The 19,810-nt window shown below is 62.8% G+C and carries 15 protein-coding genes; 6 read left to right on the forward strand and 9 right to left on the reverse strand.

Features of this window, described 5'->3' with window-relative positions; all coding sequences use genetic code 11:
- The first annotated feature begins 28 nt into the window (after positions 1–28).
- Complete coding sequence (locus B5X69_RS08525; RefSeq protein WP_079638278.1) at positions 29–1,882, forward strand: M2 family metallopeptidase; 1,854 nt, start codon at positions 29–31, stop codon at positions 1,880–1,882.
- Positions 1,883–1,968: 86 nt separating this feature from the next.
- On the opposite strand, the gene B5X69_RS08530 is transcribed toward B5X69_RS08525, so the two are convergent.
- Complete coding sequence (locus tag B5X69_RS08530) at positions 1,969–2,295, reverse strand: ArsR/SmtB family transcription factor (RefSeq protein ID WP_079638279.1); 327 nt, start codon at positions 2,293–2,295, stop codon at positions 1,969–1,971.
- A gap of 48 nt (positions 2,296–2,343) precedes the next feature.
- Here B5X69_RS08530 and B5X69_RS08535 point away from each other — a divergent pair, with 48 nt between their 5' ends.
- A complete protein-coding gene (locus B5X69_RS08535; protein ID WP_079638280.1) occupies positions 2,344–2,826 on the forward strand; it encodes an SRPBCC family protein in 483 nt (160 codons plus the stop codon).
- A 65-nt stretch (positions 2,827–2,891) separates the two neighbouring features.
- Here the strand turns inward: B5X69_RS08535 and B5X69_RS08540 are convergent, their stop codons facing one another.
- The 5 genes from B5X69_RS08540 to B5X69_RS08560 all read right to left on the reverse strand — a co-directional run bounded on the left by B5X69_RS08540 (position 2,892) and on the right by B5X69_RS08560 (position 7,876).
- The gene (locus B5X69_RS08540) at positions 2,892–3,767 is read right to left on the reverse strand and encodes an OmpA family protein (protein WP_079638281.1); all 876 of its coding nucleotides are present in this window, start codon (positions 3,765–3,767) and stop codon (positions 2,892–2,894) included.
- A gap of 185 nt (positions 3,768–3,952) precedes the next feature.
- The gene (locus tag B5X69_RS08545) at positions 3,953–4,726 is read right to left on the reverse strand and encodes an SDR family NAD(P)-dependent oxidoreductase (RefSeq protein WP_079638282.1); all 774 of its coding nucleotides are present in this window, start codon (positions 4,724–4,726) and stop codon (positions 3,953–3,955) included.
- Positions 4,723–6,207 (reverse strand): AMP nucleosidase, encoded by a 1,485-nt coding sequence (locus B5X69_RS08550; protein ID WP_079638283.1) that lies wholly within the window; start codon positions 6,205–6,207, stop codon positions 4,723–4,725. Before B5X69_RS08550 ends, B5X69_RS08545 begins: the two co-directional genes overlap by 4 nt.
- A gap of 185 nt (positions 6,208–6,392) precedes the next feature.
- Entirely contained in the window at positions 6,393–6,872 is a 480-nt protein-coding gene (locus B5X69_RS08555; RefSeq protein ID WP_079638284.1) for a peroxiredoxin, read from the reverse strand.
- Positions 6,873–6,952: 80 nt separating this feature from the next.
- The gene (locus B5X69_RS08560) at positions 6,953–7,876 is read right to left on the reverse strand and encodes a crotonase/enoyl-CoA hydratase family protein (RefSeq protein WP_079638285.1); all 924 of its coding nucleotides are present in this window, start codon (positions 7,874–7,876) and stop codon (positions 6,953–6,955) included.
- A 234-nt stretch (positions 7,877–8,110) separates the two neighbouring features.
- Between B5X69_RS08560 and purC the strand changes: the two genes are divergently transcribed.
- From purC to ahcY, 4 genes are all read left to right on the forward strand, one after another.
- Positions 8,111–8,890 (forward strand): phosphoribosylaminoimidazolesuccinocarboxamide synthase, encoded by a 780-nt coding sequence (gene purC, locus B5X69_RS08565; RefSeq protein ID WP_053555117.1) that lies wholly within the window; start codon positions 8,111–8,113, stop codon positions 8,888–8,890.
- Positions 8,891–9,004: 114 nt separating this feature from the next.
- Positions 9,005–11,896 carry a M16 family metallopeptidase gene (locus tag B5X69_RS08570; protein WP_079638286.1) on the forward strand — a complete coding sequence of 964 codons (2,892 nt, stop codon included), beginning with the start codon at positions 9,005–9,007 and terminating at the stop codon, positions 11,894–11,896.
- Between the two features lie 69 nt (positions 11,897–11,965).
- A complete protein-coding gene (locus tag B5X69_RS08575) occupies positions 11,966–12,529 on the forward strand; it encodes a YqgE/AlgH family protein (RefSeq protein WP_079638287.1) in 564 nt (187 codons plus the stop codon).
- Positions 12,530–12,670: 141 nt separating this feature from the next.
- A complete protein-coding gene (ahcY, locus tag B5X69_RS08580) occupies positions 12,671–14,077 on the forward strand; it encodes an adenosylhomocysteinase (RefSeq protein WP_079638288.1) in 1,407 nt (468 codons plus the stop codon).
- A gap of 27 nt (positions 14,078–14,104) precedes the next feature.
- Here ahcY and B5X69_RS08585 read toward each other — a convergent pair whose 3' ends face one another.
- The 3 genes from B5X69_RS08585 to B5X69_RS08595 form a co-directional block, all read right to left on the reverse strand.
- On the reverse strand, positions 14,105–15,730 hold the full coding sequence (locus B5X69_RS08585) for a tetratricopeptide repeat-containing sulfotransferase family protein (protein ID WP_079638289.1): 1,626 nt from the start codon (positions 15,728–15,730) through the stop codon (positions 14,105–14,107).
- Positions 15,731–15,745: 15 nt separating this feature from the next.
- A complete protein-coding gene (locus B5X69_RS08590) occupies positions 15,746–16,531 on the reverse strand; it encodes a hypothetical protein (protein ID WP_079638290.1) in 786 nt (261 codons plus the stop codon).
- 73 nt (positions 16,532–16,604) lie between these two features.
- Positions 16,605–19,763 carry a TonB-dependent receptor domain-containing protein gene (locus B5X69_RS08595; protein ID WP_176141549.1) on the reverse strand — a complete coding sequence of 1,053 codons (3,159 nt, stop codon included), beginning with the start codon at positions 19,761–19,763 and terminating at the stop codon, positions 16,605–16,607.
- Between the last annotated feature and the right edge of the window lie 47 nt (positions 19,764–19,810).

Raw genomic sequence — 19,810 nt, forward strand, 5'->3', positions numbered from 1 at the left:
CGCCATGATCATCCAGAGGACGCACTCCATGAAAGCCATGATTTCGACCCTGTCGCTTGCGATATCGCTTGCTTTTGCCGCAAGTCCGGCAATGGCCCAGGACGCTACGCCTGCCGCGGCAGAGACAGCGCGCGCCACTGCTCCCACCGCCGCCGATGCCGATGCATTCATCGCCGCCGCAGAGAAGGATCTCTTCGACTATTCGGTCGAGGCGAGCCAGGTGAACTGGGTCAATTACAACTTCATCACCGAAGACACCGATGCAATGGCCGCGAGGATCAACGCCATCGGTACAAAAAAAGCGGTCAAATATGCGCTTGAAGCTGCCAAATATCGGAATGTGCCGGGGCTGAGCGCCGATACGAAGCGCAAGCTCGACATTTTGCGCAACGGCATCGTGCTGCCGGCTCCGACGACGGAGGGCGCCGCGGCCGAGCTCAACCGGATCGCGACCCACCTCTCGTCGCAATATGGCAAGGGCAAGGGGGCGCTCGACGGAAAGCCGATATCGGGCTCCGACATCGAGGCCGAGATGGGCAATCTCGAGCATACGCCGGCCCAGTTCGCGGAGATGTGGACGAGCTGGCACGACAATGTTGGTGCGCCAATGAAGGACGATTATGCCAAGATGGTCGGCATTGCCAATGAGGGCGCAAAGGAACTGGGCTTCAGCGACGTCGGTGCGATGTGGCGCTCGGGCTATGACATGCCTCCCGAGGAATTTGCGAAGACGACCGAGCGGCTCTGGCAGGAAGTGAAGCCGCTCTACATGGCGCTCCATACCTATGTCCGCTGGAAGCTGAACGAGAAATATGGTGACGCGGTGCAGCCCAGGACGGGTCCGATCCGCGCCGACCTGCTCGGCAACATGTGGGCGCAGGAATGGGGCAATATCTATCCGCTCGTTGCGCCCGCAGGCTCGGGGGACCTCGGCTACGACATCGGCGATCTGCTGAAGGCCCAGGGCAAGACGCCGCTCGACATGGTGAAGGCCGGCGAGAATTTCTATTCCTCGCTCGGCTTCGCGCCGCTACCCGAAACCTTCTGGAAGCGCAGCCTGTTCGTGAAGCCCGCCGACCGCGAGGTCGTGTGCCACGCCTCGGCATGGAACATCGACAACAAGGACGACATCCGCATCAAGATGTGCACCAAGGTGAATTCGGACGATTTCGTCACGATCCACCACGAGCTGGGCCACAATTATTACCAGCGCGCGTACAACAAGCAGCCTTTCCTCTATCTGAATGGCGCCAATGATGGCTTCCATGAGGCGATCGGCGATTTCGTCGCGCTGTCGATCACCCCGCAATATCTGGTCGACATCGGCTTGCTCGATAAGGCGCAGGTACCGGGTGCCGACAAGGATATTGGCCTATTGTTGCGGCAGGCAATGGACAAGGTTGCCTTCTTGCCCTTTGGCTTGCTGGTCGACCGGTGGCGTTGGGGCGTGTTCGACGGGACGATCCAGCCCGCCGATTACAACAAGGCCTGGACCGACCTGCGCCAGCAGTATCAGGGCATCGTCCCGCCCGGCGAACGGCCGGCCGATGCCTTCGACCCGGGCGCCAAATATCATATCCCCGGCAATACCCCTTATTCGCGCTATTTCCTCGCACGCATCCTGCAGTTCCAATTCTATCAGGCGGCGTGCAAGCAGGCAGGCTGGAAGGGGCCGCTCCACCGCTGCTCCTTCTATGGCAACAAGGCCGTCGGCGCGAAGCTCAATGCGATGCTCGAGATGGGTGCGTCGAAGCCCTGGCCCGACGCGCTCGAAGCGTTTACGGGAAGCCGCGAGATGTCGGGCAAGGCGATGGCCGCCTATTTCGCGCCGCTCAAGACGTGGCTCGACGGACAGAATAAGGGCAAGCCGTCCGGCTGGTAATCGGGAAAGCCTGTCACGAATGGGGCTGGAGGGGCGACTCTTTCGCCCCTTTTTCCTGGCAACAGGGAAGGGGTCAACTTTTCCCGTCACTTGGCTTCCACTGCCCGCTTGAACCGCGCCAGACGCGATGCCGCCGCGGCGGCGTAGGGGCCGATCCAGCGATCGTGGATGTCGTGGATCGGCATCGCGTTGAGGTGGTTCCAGCGCTCGCGGCCGCGCCGCTCGGCGATCACGAGTCCTGCCTCTTCGAGCACTTTGACATGCTGCATGACGGTGCAGCGGTCGATGTCTGGAAAATGCGCGCACAATGTGCCGGTGGTGAGCGGCTGATCCTTAAGGTCGTCCAGAATCTGGCGCCGCACCGCATGCGCGAGCGCTTTGAAGACGCGGTCGTAATCATCGTGGATTGACATGTTATAAATTTATAACATAATTGGCGCCGACTCAAGTGGAGAGCGACGATGGAGCTGAAATTCCGAGTGGCGGCCCGGATCGCAAAGCCGGTGCACGAGGTGTTCGAGGCGGTGGCAGATCCCGCCAAGCTTTCACACTATTTCACGACCGGCGGCGCAAAAGGGCGGCTCGAGACCGGCGCCACGGTCGAGTGGGACTTTCATGACTTTCCCGGCGCCTTTCCCGTCTATGTGATCAAGGTCGTTCCCGACGAGAAAATCATTCTCGAATGGCAGGCGAACGAAGGCGAAGCGCCCAATGTCGAAGGCGGCGAGCTTGTCGATGCCGATTACCGCACGCGGGTCACGATGCGCTTCCAGGAGTTGGACGATGGCCGTACCCTCGTCGAGATCACAGAGGAAGGCTGGCGCGAGAACCAGGGGGCGCTCAGCGCCTCATATGGCAATTGCCAAGGCTGGTCGCAAATGCTCTGCGCGCTCAAGGCGTGGATGGAGCATGGCATCAATTTGCGCGAGGGCATGTACATATAAGCGGCCCTTCCCGCCATGGGCGGGAAGGGCCGAGGTTAATGGCAAATCTTTGAGTCCTGGCGGCTTTAAATGCCGTCGACGGCCTTGCTGACGAGAATGTTCACCGCGACGCGGCGGTTCTGAGCCTTCCCTTCCGCTGTGCTGTTATCCGCCGCCGGATCGGCCTCGGCCATACCAGTCGGTGTCAGCATCCGGTAAGGCTTCCACCCGCAGGCTTGCTGGAGGTGATTGACGACGCGCGCCGCGCGCTTTTCGCTAAGCACCTGGTTGAACTCCTGGCTACCCGTCGAGTCGGTATAGCCGACAACGAGCAGCAACGCATTGTCCATCGCCTCGGCCTGGCTCGCTGCGGCGCAAAGATCGGCCTTGGCCTGTTCCGACAGAACAGCCTTGCCGGTATCGAAGTTCACATTTGTCGTGCCCTTCACATTATACTGGTCGATGTCGCCCACCCGGCCACGCAGCGCCTCGGTCGCGGCCTCCTGGGCGGTGAAACGCTGATTGGTGCCAGTGTGGATCATCGAGGCCGTACGAAGATCCTTGTTCTTAAGAGCGATCTTGCTTGCGACCAAGCCGCCTTCCCACTGTAGCGTTTCGACGCTGACCGGCAAACCGTTGAGCAGCGCATCCGCGGCAAGCTTGTCGCTGTCGAGGCCAAGGAAACCGCCACTGCTCTTGATCTTCGTGCCTTCGGCAAGGGCGATCGTGGTATTGGTCCCATCGGCGCCTGTAACCTGCATCGCCCCGTCGCTGCGCGCAGAGATGATGCCTTCGACTTCGGGGCCTTTGGCCATTTGAGACAGATCGGGCATGAGCTGTCCGTTGACGATCACATTGTCGCTGGCGGGCGCCCCCTGCTCCTGCGCCGCGAGGCTGATCGATGCTGTTCCTGCCAGCATCGCCAGCAGCATCATCCTCGAACTTTTGGAAACCGCTCCCATACACTACTCCTTCAAACGCGTTAGGTAGGGTCCCGCAGTTCATATGGCCCCTTCCGGCACAGAATTACGCGCAGACGGAGCAGGGGTTGCGCAGATCGTCGACCGCCTTGCACGGCTTGGCTAATCTGGAAAACAGGCAAAAAACGCATGAATCCGAGGGATTCAGAAGATTAATCGGGCAATATTCAGGCGTTACGCGCCATCAGTCCGCCGTCGACCGGTATGATAGCGCCTGTGATGTAACTGGAGGCAGGAAGCACGAGGCTGAGCGTCACATGCGCGACTTCTTCGGGCTCGCCATAGCGGCGAAGCGCCGTGCGGCGCCGGGCAAAGACGGCCTTGTCTGCTTCTGGAACCGCGTCGGTCATGCCGGTGCGGATCGGACCGGGGCAGATGCAATTGACTGTGATCCCCTCCTTGCCGAGATCCACCGCGAGCCCGCGGGTCAGCCCTGTGACGCCGGTCTTTGCGGCAACATAAGGGGTGTCTCCCGGCGTTGCGCCGAGCCCCTCGGTTGAAGCGATGTTGACGATGCGTGCGGCGTCGCTTTGCCGCAGGAACGGCAGCGCGGCGCGCACCATGCGCTGATGCGCGGTCAGCATCACTGCGATCGCGCGGTGCCAGACCGCCTCATATTCCTCGCCGGCGTCGAGCGAGGCAAAGCTCGAGACGCCGGCATTGTTGATCAAAATGTCAATGCGGCCGAAATGCGCCGCAACCTCGCTGACCACGCGCTCGATCGCCGCGCTGTCGGCGACGTCCAGCGCGAAGGCGCGTGCATCGCATCCGGCCTCGCCTGCGACGGCTTCGCATGCGGCGAGATCGAGATCGGTGACCGCGACCTTTGCTCCCTCGCTCGCGAGCAGCAGCGCGGTCGCACGGCCCATTCCGCTCGCAGCGCCCGTGACGATCGCGACGCGCCCCGCGACCGAGCGCGAGAGGACAGGCGCGCTCGTCATCGGAATGGCGGTTCGTTGAACGCGCGCAGTTTGCGGCTATGGAGCTTGGCGCCTTCGTCACGCATCATTTCGCACGCGCGGATGCCGATCTGAAGATGCGCTGCGATGGCTTCCTCGTAGAAGCGGTTAGCCTGTCCCGGTAGTTTGAGTTCCCCGTGAAGCGGCTTGTCGCTGACGCACAGCAAGGTGCCGTACGGGACACGGAAGCGGTAGCCCTGCGCGGCGATCGTCGCCGATTCCATGTCGATGCCGATCGCGCGCGATTGCGAGAAGCGCAGCGCGCTGTCGGTGTAGCGCAGTTCCCAATTGCGGTCGTCGGTCGTGACAACGGTCCCCGTGCGCATGCGCTTCTTGAGGTCGGCGCCGCTCGCCCCCGAAACCACTCCTGCCGCGCTCGCGAGCGCTTGCTGCACTTCGGCGATCGGCGGGATGGGGATTTCAGGGGGAAGAACGCTGTCGAGGATATGGTCGTCGCGCAGATAGGCGTGGGCGAGAACATAGTCGCCGATGCGCTGGCTGGGGCGCAGTCCGCCGCAGTGGCCGATCATCAGCCATGCTTCGGGCCGCAGGACAGCGAGATGGTCGCAGATCGTCTTCGCGTTCGACGGGCCGACGCCGATGTTGACGAGCGTGATGCCGCCGCCGTCGGGCGCAATGAGGTGATAGGCCGGCATCTGGTGCCGCCGCCATGCACTGTCGGCAACGAGGGCGCTCGCGTTGACGCCCTTCTGGTCGACATAGAGCCCCGCCGCGCCCGCGAGCGCGGTGTAGCGCCCCTGGCCGACCTGCGCACCGGCCCATGCGACGAACTCGTCGACATAGCGGTGATAGTTGGTGAACAGGATATAGCGCTGGAAATGCTCGGGCGCGGTGCCGGTGTAGTGGCGCAGGCGCGCGAGGCTGAAGTCGGTGCGCAGCGCATCGAAGAGCGCAAGCGGCTGGTCCGCAGCGGGGTCCTGACCGAACAGGCCGTCAGCGAGTTCGTCGCCGATGTCGGCAAGCTCGGTCGTCGGGAAGTGACGCGCGAGCTCGAGCGGAGTGACGTTCCCCATATCCGACCCGTCGCTCGCGTCGAGCACGTAGGGAAAGGGGATCTGCTGGCCGGTGCGCGTGACTTCAAGCGTGAGGTCGTAGTGGCGCGCGAGCAGGGTGAGCTGGTCGTGCAGATAATCGGCAAAGAGGTCGGGGCGCGTCACCGTGGTAACATAGGTACCGGCACGCTCGAACTGTCCGAAGGCAAGGTTATGGGCTTTCTGTCCTGCACGCTGCTCTCCCGTCGTGGTCAGGCGCAGCGCCGGATAGTCGAACAGCCCCGTCGAGGCGGCGTCGGCTGGAGGGAGCGTTCCATCGCGAACATAGGCGGCGATCGCAGATTTGAGTGCGGATACCGATGCCCTGAAGCGGTTCGCGAGCTCATCGAGGATTTCCTCGGCACGGGCGGTGGGATCGGAAGTTTCAGAGGTCTGCGATGAGGATGTCATCGCGACGCTGTTGCACGAAATTGTGACAAAAGGGAAGGGCTGGGCAGTGGATTCTCCCGGCATCGCAAAGGCCGGGGAAAAGGGCGTAAGGGGTCGGCGGAAGGGGGCTCGCGGCGCTACGCCGCAAGCTCCCTTCCAAAGCCTTCAGGTTAATCCCCCATGCCCGGCGCACAGGAGATCAGGCCTTACAGCTGCTCGAGCATATGGTCCGCGCTCGACACCTTGAATTCGCCCGGTGCTTCGACATTGAGCTGCTCGACCACGCCGTCATTGACGATCATCGAAAAGCGCTGGCCGCGGGTCCCCATGCCGAACGCCTTACCGTCCATCGTGAGGCCCACCGCCTTGGCGAAGTCGCCGTTACCGTCCGCGAGCATGGTGATCTGCTCGGCTCCGCCGGCCTTGCCCCAGGCGCCAAGGACGAAGGCGTCATTGACGGCGGTGCAGGCGATCTCGTCGATGCCTTTCGCTTTCAATTCCTCTGCCTTCTCGACAAAGCCCGGCAAATGCTTGGCCGAGCAGGTCGGCGTAAAGGCACCCGGTACCGAAAAGAGCGCGACCTTGCGGCCCTTGAAATATTCCGCAGCACTCACCTGCTCGGGACCATTTTCGGTCACCTTCACCAGCGTGGCTTCGGGGAGCTTGTCTCCGGTCGCGATCGTCATCTCGGCATCCTTTCATCGAGGGAATATGGGAGGCCGAGAGATTGGGGCGCGGCGGTGCGGTGTCAAGCGGGCCGGGTTAATTAGCGATAGGGCGGCGTCTCCTCAAACTCCTCGAACCAGGGGTAATCCTTGGCGACGCTCGCTGTGAAGTGAGGCGCGCGCTTTTCAAGGAAGCTGGTGACGCCTTCGGCGGCATCCGGGCTGCGGCCACGGGCGAATATGGCGCGGCTGTCCCAGCGATGGGCGCTCATCGGGTGCGGGGCGCCGAGCATGCGCCACAGCATGTGTCGGGTGAGTGCGACCGAGACGGGGGCGCTGTCTGCGGTCATTTCATGGGCTTTTGCGATCGCAGCGTCGATGAGTTCGCCCGGGGTGTGGACCGACTGGACAAGGCCTTTTTCATGCGCCTCGGCAGCCGGGATCAGGCGGCCCGAGAAGCACCAGTCAACCGCGGTCTGGATGCCGACGAGGCGCGGCAGGAACCAGCTCGAGGCCGCCTCGGGGACAATGCCGCGGCGGGCGAAAACAAAGCCATAGCGTGCAGTATCGCTGGCGAGCCGCGCGTCCATTGACAAGGTCATCGTCGCGCCGATGCCGACCGCTGCCCCGTTAATTGCGCCGAGCACCGGCTTTTTCGCATCGAAAATCCGCATCGATACGCGCCCGCCCGAATCGCGGATCAGCGGATGCGACCAGTCGATCGTGCCATCCTCAGCGACGGGGCTTGCCGGCATGCCATCGGGCAGGGTTGCCATCTTGTCGGTGCGCTTGTCGTAATCGAAGGTGGCGGCGCCTTCGCCCAGATCAGCACCCGCGCAATAGGCCTTCTCGCCCGAACCCGTGAAGATCACCGCGCGCACCGCGTCGTCCGCGTCGCACTCGTCGAGCGCGGCGACGATTTCCTGCATCATCTGGGTGGTAAAGGCATTCATCCGGTCCGGTCGGTGCAGCGTCAGCATTGCGATGCCCTCGTGGCGATCGAGGCGAATCTGCTCGTAGCTCATCAATCTTTCTCCTTGGCTGCGCTCAAGGTTGCAGGCGCCAAAAGGCGAAGGCAAGCTCTAGTTGACGTAAACGTAAGGAAGGGCTTCCGTGATGGCGCGGGATCGTGGGCGACGCCGGGGATGACGTGCCGCGACTTTGCCGCTATAGCGCCCCGCATCGCCCCGGCGCCGCGGTTCGTCCTGAGTCGCTTCCGCCGGGGTCATTCATTTGGTTCCGACAGAAAGTCCCAAGCCATGGCCCGTCGCCGCCAGATCTACGAAGGCAAAGCCAAGATCCTCTACGAAGGTCCCGAACCAGGCACGCTGATCCAGTATTTCAAGGATGACGCGACCGCGTTCAACGCGCAGAAGCGCGGGACAATCAACGGCAAGGGCGTGCTCAACAACCGGATCTCGGAGCATGTCTTCACGCTACTCGGCAACATCGGCGTGCCGACGCACTTCATCCGCCGCCTCAACATGCGCGAGCAGTTGATCCGGCAGGTCGAAATCGTGCCGATCGAGGTGATCGTGCGCAATGTTGCCGCTGGCACATTGTCGAAACGGCTCGGGATCGAAGAGGGGACCCAGCTTCCCCGCACGCTGATCGAATATTGTTACAAGGACGACGCGCTCGGCGATCCGCTGGTCGCCGAGGAGCATATCGCCTGCTTCAACTGGTGCAGCCAGGACGAGCTTCACGACATTCAGGACATGGCGATCCGCATCAATGACTTCATGAGCGGCATGTTCGCCGCGGTCGGCATTCGCCTCATCGACTTCAAGCTCGAATTCGGGCGCCTGTGGGATGGGGATTATAGCCGCATTATCCTCGCTGACGAAATCAGCCCCGACGGCTGCCGCCTGTGGGACATGACCACGAACGAAAAGCTCGACAAGGATCGCTTCCGCCGTGACCTTGGCGGCGAAGTCGAAGCCTATCAGGAGGTTGCGCGCCGGCTCGGCCTGCTGCCCGAGGGCGGCGACAATGCCGTGCTCGACCTCGAGACGCACCGCAAGAAAAAGGGAAGCTGACGCCGCGGGTGGGCGGGCCTCAAGCGTCGGCACCGATCGATCGGGTAAGTCGTCCGTCGAAAGTGGCAGCCGACCGGCTTGACCCCAAGTGCTGACGTCGCCAGATCCTTCCGCATGACGTCTTTTTTCCTGCGCCGCACTGCGGCCGCGCTGCTCCCGATTCTTCTGATCGCGGCCGCGGGCGGCTCGGCAACTGTCCTCGCCCGCGATTCCGCTGCTGCCACGGCTCCAGTCAATCCCCAGACCGATGCCGCTCGGGCCTGGAACTTTGCCGCAAGCGACTTGGCGGTTGACCCCAACATCATCTTCGGCGTTCTGCCCAACGGAATGAAATATGCGCTGCTGAAAAATGGCACGCCCAAAAACAGCGTGATCATCCGGATGCGTGTCAACGTCGGCAGTTTTGCCGAAGCCGACGACCAGCGCGGGCTCGCCCATTTCATCGAGCATATGGCCTTCAATGGCTCGACCCATGTCCCCGAGGGCGAAATGATCAAGCTGCTCGAGCGTAAGGGTCTGGCCTTCGGCGCCGACACCAATGCTTCCACCGGCTTTGACCAGACGGTCTACAAGCTCGACTTGCCCGGCGCCTCGGATGATCTCATCGACACCGGGCTGATGCTCATGCGCGAGACCGCGAGCGAGCTGACCATCGATCCCGAGGCGGTCAACCGCGAACGCGGCGTCATCCTCTCCGAGCGCCGCGCCCGCGATACCTACCAGCTGCGCAGTCTGGTCGATCAGTTCGCTTTCGCCATGCCGGCAATGACAGTCGCGCAGCGCCTTCCGATCGGCACTGAAGACGTGATCCGGACCGCGCCCGCCGAGCGCCTTCGTGATCTTTATGATGGCTATTATCGGCCCGAGCGCGCAACGCTCGTCATGGTTGGCGATTTCGACCCGGCCGCGGTGGAGGCCAAGATCAAGGCGCGCTTTGCCGATTGGCAGGGGCGCGGGCCCGCCGGCCCCGACCCTGATATCGGGACAATCGATTTTGCGCGCCCCTCGGCTGCCGACGATTTCGTCGACCCGGCGATAGCGGATGCGGTGACGATCGGGGCGTTCAAGCCCTGGATCGACGAACCCGACAGCAAGGCGAAACGCACGCGCAAATTTGCCGAGGATATCGGCGAGGCGATTGTCAGCCGCCGTCTCGCCAAAATCGCCCTGCGCGAGGATTCGCCGATTCTCAGCGGCTATTTCAGCGATACCGAGGGATGGAAGCGCTTCGACCTCGTCACTGTTGGTGCGGTCGCCAAGCAAGGCGCGTGGAAGGACGCGCTGGCGCTCATCGAGCAGGAATATCGCCGCGCCGTCGAGCATGGATTTACGCAGGCCGAGGTCGATGAGCAGATAGCGATCCGGCGCACTTCGCTGCGCAACGCGGTCGCGGGGGTGGATACACGGCGCAGCGAGAGTTTGGCGGATCTACTTGTCGCCGCGGCGGACGGTGATTTCGTCATCGTGCGCCCCGAGGCCACGCAGGCATTGTTCGAGGCGGCCGTGCCGTCACTCGACGCGGCCGCGGTCGCAGCTGCGTTCCGCAAGCGCGTCGAGGGGCTCAGCGCTCCGCTCGTGCGCGTGACCAGCAAAACGCCGATCGAGGACGGGCCGGATGCGATCCTTGCCGAGCTCAAGGCTTCGCAAGAGGTGGCTGTTTCTGCGCCTGCGGCCGCCGAGAGCCTTGCCTTTGCCTATACCGCTTTTGGAACACCGGGCCGGATCGTGTCGGACGAGCGGATCGATGATCTCGGCATCCGGCGGGTCCGCTTCGCCAATAATGTGATGCTGAACATCAAGACGACCGATTTCCAGAAGGACAAGGTCTGGATCTCGCTGCGCGTCGACGGCGGAACGCTGCTCGCGACGCGTGACGACCCGACGAAGGTGGCGCTCGCGGGGTCGCTCAGCATCGGCGGGCTTGAAGCGCACAGTTTCGATGAGCTGCGCACGATCTTTGCTGGAAAGACGGTCGCCCCCAGTTTCGGCGCGGACATCGATGCGTTTGGCGGCAAGGCGCAGACTTCGCCTACCGACTTCCGCGCGCAGGCACAGCTGATGGCGGCTTATGTCACCCATCCCGGCTACCGGGCCGATGGCCTTGCGCTGATCCGCCGGGTGCTCCCGCAGCAATATGCCGCGAACGATGCGACTCCCGCCGCGGTGATGGGACGCGACGTCGGCGGGATTTTGGCGGACGGCGATCCGCGCGCCGAAACGCCGCCGCTCGACGCGCTGATGACGCGCGACTGGGAGCAACTGAGGCCCGTCATCGCCGACAGCCTGGCGCACGGCGCGATCGAAATCGGGGTCGTCGGCGATATCGACGAGGCGGCCGCAATCGAAGCAATAGCGGCGAGCTTCGGTGCGCTGCCCGAACGCCGCGCGGCCTTCGACCCGCGCGAGAGCGCGCGCGTGCGGCACTTTGCGGCCGATCGCAGCGAACGCACGCTGATCCACAAGGGACCAGCCGACCAGGCCGAGCTGCGGGTCTACTGGACCGCACGCGACGACAGCGACCTTGCCGAGGCGATGCGGCTCAACCTGCTCGCGCGGGTGATGCAGCTCAAGCTTACCGAAGAGCTTCGCGAACGGCTCGGCGAAACCTACAGCCCCGGCGCGGGCGTTTCGCTGTCCGATGAATTTCCCGGCTACGGCCATCTCTTCGCATCGAGCAATGTCGATTATAAGGATCTCGCGACCACCCGCGCTGCGATCTTTGCCATTGCGAAGGAACTGCGCGAAGCGCCCGTTGATGCTGACCTTCTCGATCGCGCGCGGCGGCCGCTGGTCGAGGCAATGACCAGGGCGCGGCGGGAGAACAGCTATTGGCTGAATTATGTCGCCGAAGCGACGAGCCACCCCGCGCGGCTCGAGCGCAGCCGCCGTGCGATCGCCGAGGTCGAGGCCGCGAGCGCCGCGGACCTCCAGGCGCTCGCCCGGCGATATCTGGTCGACGAGACGGCGCTGGTGATCAAGGCGGTGAGCGACAAGGTGGGACGTTGAGAGACGGGACAGCTTCAATCGGCCTCAAAGACGCTGGACCCGATCCCTGCGCACGTCCATGATAGGGGAATGGATACTGCTCCGACCTGGTTCACCGGCCAGCTGCTCCTCGCGCTGCCGGGCATTGGCGATCCCCGCTTCGAGCATTCGGTGATTGCGATGATCAGCCATGACGAAGAGGGCGCAATGGGGATCGGCGTTGCCGACCCGATCGGTGGGATGACGGTTGGTGCTGTGCTCGACCAGCTCGAGATTGCCCATGAGGATCCGCTCGACGCGCCGGTGTTTCTGGGCGGGCCGGTCGAGCCGTCCCGCGGCTTTGTGCTGCACAGCCGCGACTGGGGCGGCGAAGGCGCGGTGCAGGTCTCGGACCGCTGGATGATATCGAGCTCGCACGACATCTTGCGCGCGATCGCTAGGGGAAGCGGACCCGCGCGCTGGCTGGTCGCGCTCGGCTACGCGGGATGGTCGTCCGGCCAGCTTGAGGATGAAATGGTGCGCCACGGCTGGCACGTCACGCCGGGCAGCGATGCACTTCTTTTCGACACGCCGCCCGACCGGCGTTGGCAGGCGGCCTTTGCAGAGGCGGGGGTCGACGCCCGGCTGCTGACCACAGAAGGTGGGGAGGCGTAGCGCGGCGCCCAGATGGGCGCACGGCCCTTGCGATATAAAGAAAAGTTTATATTTGATCGCGCGAGCGCTTTGGGCTAGGGCGCGCAACATAATTGCGCCGCCGCGTCCGCGCGTCCGCGCCCGCCTGACAGGAGAAACGACGTGGCCACTCTCGCCGCCGACACCCGTGACTATGTGATCGCCGACATCCGCCTGGCCGACTTCGGCCGCAAGGAAATCGCGATCGCCGAAACAGAAATGCCGGGCCTGATGGCGCTGCGCGCCGAATATGGCGCATCGCAGCCGCTGAAGGGCGCGCGGATCACGGGCTCGCTTCATATGACGATCCAGACCGCGGTGCTCATCGAGACGCTGAAGGCGCTCGGCGCCGAGGTACGCTGGGCCACGTGCAACATCTTTTCGACGCAGGACCATGCTGCCGCTGCGATCGCTGCGGGCGGAACGCCGGTGTTCGCGGTAAAGGGCGAAAGCCTCGCCGATTATTGGGATTATGTCGGCCGCATCTTCGACTGGGGCGACGAAACCGCCAACATCATTCTCGACGATGGCGGCGACGCCACCATGTTCGCGCTTTGGGGCGCGAAGATCGAGGCGGGCGCAACCCTCCCCGCGCCGGAGAATGAGGAAGAGGTCGAGTTCCAGCGCGCGCTCAAGGCGTTCGTCGCGGCGAACCCCGGCTATCTGACCAAGACGGTGAAGGCGCTGAAGGGTGTGTCGGAAGAAACGACCACGGGTGTCCACCGTCTCTACGAGATTGCGAAGAAGGGCGAGCTGCCCTTCCCGGCGATCAACGTCAACGACAGCGTCACCAAATCGAAGTTCGACAATCTTTACGGCTGCAAGGAATCGCTGGTCGACGCGATCCGCCGTGCCACCGACGTCATGCTGGCGGGCAAGGTCGCCGCGGTCGCCGGCTTCGGCGACGTGGGCAAAGGTTCGGCCGCTTCGCTGCGCAACGGCGGCGCGCGCGTGCTCGTCACCGAAATCGACCCGATCTGTGCGCTTCAGGCGGCGATGGAAGGCTATGAGGTCGTGACGATGGACGAAGCCGTCCAGCGCGCCGACATCTTCGTCACCGCGACCGGCAATGCCGACGTCATCACCGCCGAGCATATGGCCGCGATGAAGCCGATGAGCATCGTGTGCAACATCGGCCATTTCGACAGCGAGATCCAGATTGCGGCGCTCGCCAACTATAAGTGGACTGAAGTGAAGCCGGGCACCGACCTCGTCGAATTCCCCGACGGCAAGCAGATCATCGTGCTTGCCAAGGGGCGCCTCGTGAATCTCGGATGCGCCACCGGCCACCCGTCGTTCGTCATGTCGTCGAGCTTCACCAATCAGGTGCTCGCGCAGATCGAGCTTTTCACGAAGGGCGACCAGTACAAGAACGAAGTCTATGTCCTGCCCAAGCATCTCGATGAAAAGGTCGCGGCGCTCCACCTTGAAAAGCTCGGGGTGAAGCTGAGCAAGCTCACACAAAAGCAGGCCGACTATATTGGCGTTCCGGTCGAGGGGCCCTTCAAGCCCGATCATTACCGCTATTGATAGAGCGCTTCGCGCGAAACCGACGGGTTAAGAGGGCGCCGGGGTTTTCCGGCGCCCTTCCTGTTCGGCCAGATCTCCCAGCGCATCGCGGAGCGGTCCCAGCCATTCGGCATAAGGACGCCAGACCTCCATTCCGTCGCGGTTGAGCGGGCGGCGTACCTGCTCGCTCGACGGGGTGCGCACGACGCGGTCGAGCTTGTGGAACTCGAGGATCGCAGGATCCCATTCGAGCCCCAGATGGGCGAGCGCTGGCCGCAGCTGCGCTTCGGGGTCGGCGACGAGGGCGGCATAGTCGATATGGTGGACGAGCCCCGGCGCAACGCGGCCGAGGTGCGTCATCAGCCGCACATAATCGACATAGCATTGCCCGATGTCGCGGAGCGCAAAGGAGGAGGCGTGGGCGCGCGAGAAGCTCTGCGTGAAATTGGAGAAGCAGCAGTCCATCGCCGGGCGGCGGATGTCGAGGAATTTCGCCTGCGGCAATATCTTGCGCAGGAACATGATGTTGCTCCAGTTGTGCGGGAGCTTGTCGATGAAATAGCGCTTGCCGGACTTGCGATGGAATGCTGCGCGGCGGAGATAATCCTCGCCCATCGCTGCTGCCTGATCGGGGTGCAGCCCCGCGATCAGCTGAGGTACGGTGACGGGACCGCGCCGCGTCGCCATCTCCATGACGCTACGCAGAATTGCGGGCGCATAGGGAAGTTCGCCCACCGGTTCGATGTCAGCGTGACTGCCGAGCATCTGTTCGAGCAAGGTCGAGCCCGAGCGCGGGAGGCTGACGATGAAAACCGGTACGCTGTCACCCGCCGGCGCATCGGGCAGAGCGGCGATGAAATCGCGCGTGACGACGCGTTCGAGCTCGGCGATTTCTTCGGTCAGCTCCTTTGCATCATAGCCGATGCTTTCGGCGCGCTGGCGGTTGGCCTCGCGATAATGTTCGAAAGCCTCTGCGTAACGCTTCCGGTCGTGAAAGGCGCGCGCAAGCGCAAAATGGAGGGGCGAGCTGTTGCGTTCGTCGATCGCGACTTTCAGGCCCTTTTGCATCATCTCGATGTCGGCGTCCGTGAAGACGCGGCTCTTGATGCTCGCAAGCCCCCACCAGGCTTCGCCGCATTCATAGTCGATCTCGGCCGCATTGCGATAAGCTGCGATCGCATCGTCGACGCGTCCTGCGGCGCGCAGATTGTGCCCGTAGGAGATCCAGAAATGGGGGCGGTCAGGATAGAGCGTGACCAGCGTTTCAAGGATTGCGCGCGCCTCGTCGTTGCGGCCGAGCTTGTCGAGGGTCAGTCCATGCAAGGCGGAGATCGTCGGATCCTCGTCTTCGCGGGCCAGCGCCTCGAACATGGCGCGCGCTTCGTCGAGCCGCTCCTGCTGGTTGAGGACCGAGGCGAGGTTGCGGCGCACCTCGAACTGGTTGGCTCCGCGCAGGATCGCGCGGCGAAGAAATTGCTCCGCTTGAACGAGCCCGCCGAGGAGCATCGCAAACTCGCCCAGCTTGGCAAGACCCTGAGGCTCGTCCGGATGCCGGCGCAGATGTTCAATGATGCGCTGCGCGGCCGCGTCCAGCTTTCCGGCCGTAGCGAGCTCGTCGGCTTGGGTTAGCGCCGGATAGGTGGTCACCGTTCCGCGCGCGTTGGTCGCATTCACTGCATTGCTCCCGATCTACGCATAGCCCAGCAAGGCGCGAAGCCCTGGGACGTGATAGTCGACCAGCGCCCGATGGCGCGGACCAAGCGCGTCAGGGAATTCGACCGACACGCCGGTCAGATTTTCCCGCGCCGTGCCGCTTTGCTTGCGGTCGGCGCCGATGCGCACGCGCTCCTTCCAGTCGCTCGGCCGCTCGATACCGCACGCCTCGAACAAGGAGGCGAAGAATTGATCGGCTTCGGGCGTATCGAGCGCTGCGATATGCCGCACCATATCTTCGAATTTGACCGCATGGACCCGGGCGCCGAGCCAGGCGGCGGCGTTCATCTCGTATATGTCGCGCAGCGATGGCGCCTTTCCGGGCAGCCCGAAGATCATCATCGTCAGCAATTCATCGGCGGTCAGCGCCCCCGATTTCAGATGATCCATATTGCTCGCGAATTGTTCGGAGACGAAGAAGCGCGCCCGCGCGATCACCCAGTCATAAGGGTCGCGGTAAAGGAGGATGCGCCGGGCGCTTGCCGTCTCGATCGCCGATGCGTCAGCAAGGAAAAGGTGGCCCCAGCTCAGCATAGGACGCGCGGGGTCGAACGCGCTGCGGTGTTGCTGCAGATTGGCCCATTGGATGAAGTCGCGCGCATATTGCTGCTCGACGGGAACGAACATGCGCATGATGTTGCGCAGCAGGTGGCTGCCGCTCTTGGGAACGCTGTTGAGGAATATGGGCTCGCGCAGCGGCTCCTGCACGAAGCGGCGATTGGCTTCGTCGAGCGTGTCGGCCTTGACGAGGACGGTCGGCATGACCGCGATGCTCCTTAAATGAAACGGGGCGGCATGTTGCCATGCCGCCCCCCCGCCTCATCTGTCAAATCGATCAGAATTTGCTCTTGATGTTCAGGAAGGCGCGTCGCCCCGTGAACGGATATTGCGACGCCACGATCACAGGACCGAGCGTTGAAATCTGTCCGCCGTTCAGCACCGACACGCGCGGCGGGCGGGTGTCGAACAGGTTGGCGATACCGAAGGTGATCTCGAACCGTTCTGCGATCTCCTGCGATACCGAGACATTGTGATAGAAGGTAGCCGGTGCCGTGAGCTTCGGGCAATAGCGACCGCGCAGCGAGGAATTGATGCACGGGTCATCGCCATTGCGATCCAGAAAATCCTGCACATCGGAGGTGCCCCCAATGACGTTCATTCCGTAGAAGAGACTGAACCCACCGTTGGTTTCCCAGGTTGCGCGGAAATCGCCGACCCATTTCGGGGAACCAGCCTCGCCGTTGCTTGAGGTCGTCGGCGAGCTCGGGAGGAGCTGGAACGAATCCTTCGTCTGCCAGGTCATTCCTGCCGTAAACGAAAGCCGCCCCATCTTTCCGAGATCGTGACGCATGTTAAGTTCGACATCGACGCCGGCATTGCGCTGGCTTGCGATGTTGACGAACTGATCGAAGACATCGGTGATATTATACTCGGTCGTCGATCCGGCAGGACTGCGAACAAAAAGATCGCATAGCGGTTCACTCGCAAAATTATCCGAATCATAGCAGCCCGAGACAATGTTGACGGCACCGAGCTGCGTGATTTCGCCCTTCACCCGAATATCGAAATAATCGACCGCGAGGTTGAATGTCGTATCCGGAAGGAAATCAAACTTCGGCGTCAGTATCGTCCCGACGACCCAGGCCCTCGACGTTTCCGACTTGAGGATGCCCAGACCCCCCTGCGAGACCGACGTGCCGGTGATGCTGCCCCCCGGATAGGTGCCGGGAATACCGTCGGCGGCACAATTGTCTGCGACACGCTGCGACGTGGTACCACGATCCAGGCCGAGCTGCCAATTAATGCAGGGGTCGATATCGCGCTGAGCGACAAAGCTCGTCTCATCGGCGAGGAATTGTTCGAACAGCGCGGGAGCCCGGAACGAAGTTCCGTAGCTTCCGCGGAATCGCAGCCAGTCGTTGAGCGCCCAGTTCAGACCGAGCTTGTACGTCCAATTGCCATTGTCGCTAGCCGATACGCCGTCCGAAGCCCGAGTGGCCTTTACGCTGGTAAGGCGCGCGGCAGCCGAGAAAGTCAGTTCGTCGAAGAATGGCTTGTTCGCTAGCAGCGGAACGTTGATTTCGGCGAAGGCTTCTTTCGTCAGGCTCTTACCGGCGGTAATCCCTGACGCGGTCGAGCCCCAAACATTGCTGTGGAATTCATCGCAGATGTAGCGGCGATCGATAGGCGCCAGATCGGCATCATCCTGACAGGCCGCAGCGTCAGCGTTGGGGTCGTAATAGGGGTTCTTCGAGAAAGTGAGTGAACCCGGAGTGTCGTTGATACGGTCCTGCCGAACATTGACGCCGAACGCAATGCCTACTGGCCCAGCGGGCAATTCGAACAAGCTGCCCGATACCGTACCTTCCAGCGTTTTTTGCGTATAGACGGTTTTGCCTTCTTCCCAATCGAAGATGAAATCGACTTGCTCGGGCGTCAATTCACCGCGGAGGAAATAAGGATCCGCCCAGGGGAGGTCGATGCACTGCTTGCCCGAAAACGGCAGAACGGTGCCCACGCAGGAAGAGCTCTGGAAATATCCGGCGTCATATACATCCTGCAGGATCTGCTCGCTGCGATAGCGTCCAACGCTCTTGCTGTACTGCCCGTAGACTTCCCAGCGCCAGTTACTGCCGAAATTCCCACGAAGGCCGGCTACACCGCGATAATAGTCCACTTTCTGGCTGTTGTCGGCATGATTGGTGATTGCCGTCGGACTCAGGAAATTGAGACCCGTCCAGCCCGGCGCCCAGATGGTACCCGTGCCGTAGAGGTTGCCCGTGCCATAGGGATCGCCGGTGAAACCAAAGTTCCAGAACTGGCGCCAGCCATTCTGATAGGTTTTGCGGCGATTGAAGAGAAACTCGCCGAACATTTCGACGTCATCCGTGAGCTCGTAAGACCCCTCGGCATAGCCGGTGATTAATGTGGTCTTCGGGATGATCGTCTGCTCTTCGACGAAAGGATGGTAAGCATTCTGGATCGCCAGCGAGGCCGTATTGTAACCCGTCGGGAACCAGCCGGCAGGCATGCCGAAGTCACCGAAATAAGACGGTGCGCCATAAGTCGGCACGCCCAGCGTCTCCCCGGGATACTGATATTGCATCAGGACCGTGGGGCCCCGGGTGGATCCGGCCGGGGGCGGGGAGGTGTTAAGACCGGTATCGGGCCCACCCGGGCCATCCAGCTGGAGGTTGTTGATCAGATTATAGGTCCAGACATGACCCCAGCGCAAATCCTCGCACTTGTACTTGCCAGTGCGCGGGTCGATCAAATCGGCGCGGCTCCCGTCTTCCCTGAAGGTATAGGCTTCCGGGCAGGCGAGATAGCTGCGGTCGCCCCGGCTCAGTTCCTTGACATGGGTATAGTCCCCCGCAACCAGAATGTGGCCGCGGCTGAACTTTTTGCCCCACACGGCATTGAGGCGATATTCTTCGCCGCCGCCGTCAAACGGAACCGACGTGTTGAGATTGAGTTCCAGACCGTCGACGTCGGTCTTGGTCTTGATGTTGACCACGCCGGCAACAGCGTCCGAGCCATAAACCGACGAAGCGCCCGTTTTCAGGATTTCGACGCTCCCCGCAATCGCGGCGGGAAGGACGTTGAGGTCAAACGACGACACGCCGCCGCGGGTGCCCGCGGGACCCGCACGGCGACCGTTGAGGAGCACGAGAGTGCGGTTGGCGCCGAGGCCGCGAAGGTCGATCGTCTGCGCGCCCGGGCCGCCGTTGGTGACGAAGTTCGAGGAGATCGCAGCGGTGATCTGGGTGGAGCCAGCGGCGACCGGCGAACTCTGAAGCGTCGAGGCGAGGTCGAACTTGCCTTCCTTCTGTGCGACGCCCGGATCGATGACGGTGATCGGGTCGGGGCTGTTGAACGGCGTCACGGTGGCGATGCGCGAGCCCGTTACGACGATCGAATCCTCGGGACTGGCCGGTGCCGGCGCGGCGTCCTCGGACTGTGCGAAGGCCGGCGTCGCGAGCATAACGGCCATCGCCGACACGCTTGCCAAACCTAGATTCCGCCGCAGACGCGGCGCGG

Source organism: Sphingopyxis flava, from assembly GCF_900168005.1.
Classification (GTDB): domain Bacteria; phylum Pseudomonadota; class Alphaproteobacteria; order Sphingomonadales; family Sphingomonadaceae; genus Sphingopyxis; species Sphingopyxis flava.